Consider the following 4034-nt stretch of genomic DNA (forward strand, 5'->3'; position numbering starts at 1 on the left):
GGAAAAATCGAAAACCACAAAGGGTTGTGGCTGAATCTTTCAACATCAGTCGAAACACCTTGAAAGACTGGGATCACTCATTTGCTCTTTATGGGACCGTGGCTCTTTTACCGGAGATATCCCATGAGCAGGTTGACCCGGCTCTGGAGCGACTGGTTATCCTGATCAAACTTTCAAGGCCACATGAACGTGCCAACCATGCCTTACGACTCGCCGAGGCCCTGGAGATTGAAGACGCCTCTTTGGAACGTATCCGCCAGATTCAGCGTTCTTATGGCTATGGCCAGCGAATGGATGAAGCAGACATTTGTTTTTGGTCCGGTCTGCAACATATCCTGGAATCCGTAACCAAGCAAAAAGAAAAACCGCCTGCCAGGCCAGTTCATAACCTGCACGACCGGCCTGGTACTTTTTTCAATTATCAGCGCGACCACCTTCAACATCGAATTGAGCTCTTCAAGGCCTTATCCAAGCTTGAAAAAAAACGCCAGATTCGCCCAGTGCTTCAAGAATTCGGCATGGCCCCCAATCGGTTCTATGTGTTGAAAAACCGGTATATGCTCTATGGAGTCTGGGGCTTGGCTGATCTTGTCCAAAAGGGGCAAACCGGTGAAAAAATTTCTCCCCAGCTGGAGCTTCAAATCATAGAAGAAAGACTGATGGATCCGTCCCTGTCCACAGCCAAGATGATAAAAAAGCTCAATTTGAAATGTTCCCGGGCCAATGTCCAAAAGATCTATGCTCGATGGAAGCTCTCACGATTCAAAAAACCCGTTGCCATCCGAGGAGTTATCTCCAGCCCCGTCCCGGCTCAGGTGACTGAGAAACAGTCACCGGTAGAAGCCTCGGCCAAATCCCGGTTTCCCGATCTCGTTGATACCTCCGGGCTCAAAGTGAACCGTTCTTTCCTTCAATTCATCAAGCACCTGGCCTACCGTAAAGTGGTCATCAGCAACCCAGGAACTTTGATCATGGCTCCTTTCCTGGATCAACTGGGGGTCATTGAAGCATGGCACACCTACGGCCCAAACAGCCTGCGCACTTCTGAGATCACCAACAATATTATCGTGAATGTCATGCGCATTATCGCTGGTTTTCCCAGCATCCATGACTTTACACTCAATGCTGACCGCTCTGTAGCCGTGGCTTCAGGACTGGTTCTCAACCCAGGAAAAACCAGATTCTACGATGCATTCGATGAGCTTCGCTTCAGCCATTTGCAGTTCCTGCGAAACGATGCCTCTTGCCGGGCCAGGGAACTGGGGATCATTGAGGGCAAAGAGATTGCCATAGATTATCACTGTGATCCCTCGGATAGCCGGTTTCCTGAAGACAAAGCATTGAGCAAGGCTCCTGATAAGAACGGTGATATGACGTACGCTCACAGGCCGCAGATCCTCTGGGACAGCATGACCAACACCATCATTAATATCGCCTACTGTGAAGGCAAGTCCAGGGCTCCGTCAGCCCTGTACCGCTTCTGTGAACGAAACCTGTTTATGATCATTGACCCTGACGTCATCAAGGAAATTTATGCAGATTCCGAGTATACCGGAGAAAAACAGCTGATATATTTGACTGTTCGTTCGGAATCGGACATTACCATGTGCCTCAAACAAAACCCCAAGATCAAGCGTTGGAAAGAGGCAACCATCCAGCAAGGGGTCTGGCAGGATTACCGGGAGCAATATCGCATTGCCAGTAAGGACTTCATTCTCCCAGAAACAAAAAAGCCCTTTCGTTTTGTGGTCAAGCAAAACAAAGAAACCAGTGAGATCCGCTGCTTTGGAAGTACATATACGGACTACAGCCCGACCAAGATCCTGGATGCCTACCACATCCGCTGGCCGGTGGAAACTGGTATCAAAGATCTTATCGAGAACTACTTCCTGAACAAACCCACAGGCACGTCTCCAGAAAAAGTGGAAGCTCATTACTATTGCATCATGCTTGCTCGGCTCGCTGTTGATTATTTTCGGTCCCAGCTATGTATACCTCAGTGGCAAAGCCCTGAAGACTGGAAGTGTGTATTGTCCACCATCCGAACCAGCATATTCAGCAATCAAAACTGCGAACTGAGCCTTGATGACTCCGGCGACCTGCTCATTACATATCTGGACGAAGATCGTCAGGGGATTAAAAAGAGACTTGCCGAACTCCTTACCAGCAGAAAAGAAACAGGCCTCAACCGCGTTTCCTGGTGGGGAAATCGAGGCGTTCAGATTCAGGTCAAAGATCAGTATGCCATATGATTTTGGCTCTCAAATTGGGCTATCTTTATGGCTCTCAAAAACGGGTGGAAAAGTCTGATAGTTGGTATTTTCGGCTTTGTAGGAGCAGCCATTCATTTGTTATCTGGAAGATCATGGTCTTAGGAGTCCTACGAAACAGCTTACAGGTGCATGGCCTATACTGCAGCCATTATACCCATAACTACTGTGCTCAATCTCATACCTTACCAGGGAGTGGTCATCGGACTGGTCTGGGTGACCTATCTTCTGGTGACGGCCAGCGTTAAAGCACATGGCATTAAGCCGCAATCAGCCTGGATTGGTTTCTGGATCATCTGCGCCATCTTTGTTTTTGCCTCAGTGAGCGCGGAAATGGCCGCTAGAAAGCTCTCCAGCGAGATGCAGGCCTGGGAGGCGGAAATGCACGAAAGAACCGGCGACCTGAAAAGGCTTGAGGAAATGACTCCGGAAGAAGCCGGACAGGCTATAAAGGATTTTTTCAGGGGAATGCAGGACCAGGATGATTGACGTCATTAACATGTCATTTGTGGAGGTAACATGAACGTAAAAAGATGTGCATTGGTTGGGGCTGTTTTGATTCTTCTGACAATGGTCGGCAATTACGGCCTACAGGTTCCTGAGGCCCGGGGCGGGGACAGGTGTTCTCCAGGTGCTCCCATGGTGGATGAGGAGGAGCTGGGTCTGCCGGTCTACCCGGGTCTGGAATATGTATCCCGGGGCCAGGGAGGGGATATGAGCGTGAACAACACGCCGACTCTGCCCACACTTGGCGGTTGCACCTTTGATCCATTTGAAGAGGTGGTGCGATTTTATGAGCAGGAGTTGCCTGATTGGAGCCGGATAGAGAGATTCGGCAATCAGTTTTTCTTCCAGGAAGAGCCCGGGGAGGATTTTAATCCCGTCAGTCTTGAGGCCCATATCAGGACCCACATTACTGTTGTTGCGCCGTTTCAGGAAGGCAGGCCGGTACAGGTAAATTATCATTACCAGAAATAAGAGAGGCAGTTATGAAGTCATTTTTCAGTGTTCTGGCAACATTTTTTCTGCTGGCAGGGATGGTTTTTACTTTGCGTCCGGCCAGGAGCATGAAAGGTACTTTCCTGATCCGGACAAAATGCTTCCCCGACGTGAACATTCCTGGGGTCCTGATCCCGGAGGGATAATTTACGACGGGTATAATCTTCCGCTTTACACGCACAGGTACCCTGGATGGCCCGGATATTATCCCCAATATCCATACTACCCCCCGTATTATGAACCCAGGAAGCCCTGGTACGAGGATGAGCCACCGATTTAGGCAGGTCGGCTGGTTCTGCTGGTGGATCCTGTGAAAGCCAAGGTCTTAGTCAATGGCTATGAACTTCAACGCCATCCGGATCTTTCCTATGAAGTGAAACTGTTGGAGGGCAAGCACAAGCACAAGATCGAGGTGGTGGCCGAGGGGTACCTGCGCATAAACGTACAGTCCGGATTCGCGGTGGGGAGAGGGCTCCGCCTGACCATCCGGCTTGAGCAGGGCAATGAATAACAAGTTTTATCTGCAGCCAGGAGGATCATAATGAGAAAGTATCTATATTTTATGCTGGTTTTGGCCCTTGGTTTTTTTCGTGTCCTTTCGGTAAGCCTGCGTAAAAAGTTTTGGCGCATGGGGTATCTTCGGATGTCAAACCCATAGGAGGACAACCCATGAGCCATCAAGCATATCCAGCCACCCGGCCGGCTATTGAAGAAGTTGAGCAGCAATTTGCGCATTGGCGGCAAACCAGAGCGCAAAAATCTCCA

At 49.6% G+C, this 4034-nt stretch carries 4 protein-coding genes; all 4 read left to right on the plus strand.

The genetic code is table 11. The features are described from left to right. On the plus strand, positions 1 to 2252 hold a 2252-nt coding region (locus tag QZP87_RS03530), incomplete at its 5' end, for a transposase (RefSeq protein ID WP_291321535.1). A 150-nt stretch (positions 2253 to 2402) separates the two neighbouring features. Next, on the plus strand, positions 2403 to 2759 hold the full coding sequence (locus tag QZP87_RS03535; RefSeq protein ID WP_291321536.1) for a hypothetical protein: 357 nt from the start codon (positions 2403 to 2405) through the stop codon (positions 2757 to 2759). Positions 2760 to 2789: 30 nt separating this feature from the next. Beyond that, positions 2790 to 3248 (plus strand): hypothetical protein, encoded by a 459-nt coding sequence (locus QZP87_RS03540; RefSeq protein WP_291321537.1) that lies wholly within the window; start codon positions 2790 to 2792, stop codon positions 3246 to 3248. 331 nt (positions 3249 to 3579) lie between these two features. Continuing rightward, complete coding sequence (locus QZP87_RS03545; protein WP_291321538.1) at positions 3580 to 3780, plus strand: hypothetical protein; 201 nt, start codon at positions 3580 to 3582, stop codon at positions 3778 to 3780. Positions 3781 to 4034 lie beyond the last annotated feature (254 nt).

Source organism: Desulfonatronospira sp. (genome assembly GCA_003563255.1).
Lineage (GTDB): Bacteria > Desulfobacterota > Desulfovibrionia > Desulfovibrionales > Desulfonatronovibrionaceae > Desulfonatronospira.

Bases quoted from the DNA above. Each gene is read 5' to 3' on its own strand.
- QZP87_RS03535 (WP_291321536.1), top strand. From the start codon at position 2,403: ATGGCCTATACTGCAGCCATTATACCCATAACTACTGTGCTCAATCTC.
- QZP87_RS03540 (WP_291321537.1), top strand. From the start codon at position 2,790: ATGAACGTAAAAAGATGTGCATTGGTTGGGGCTGTTTTGATTCTTCTG.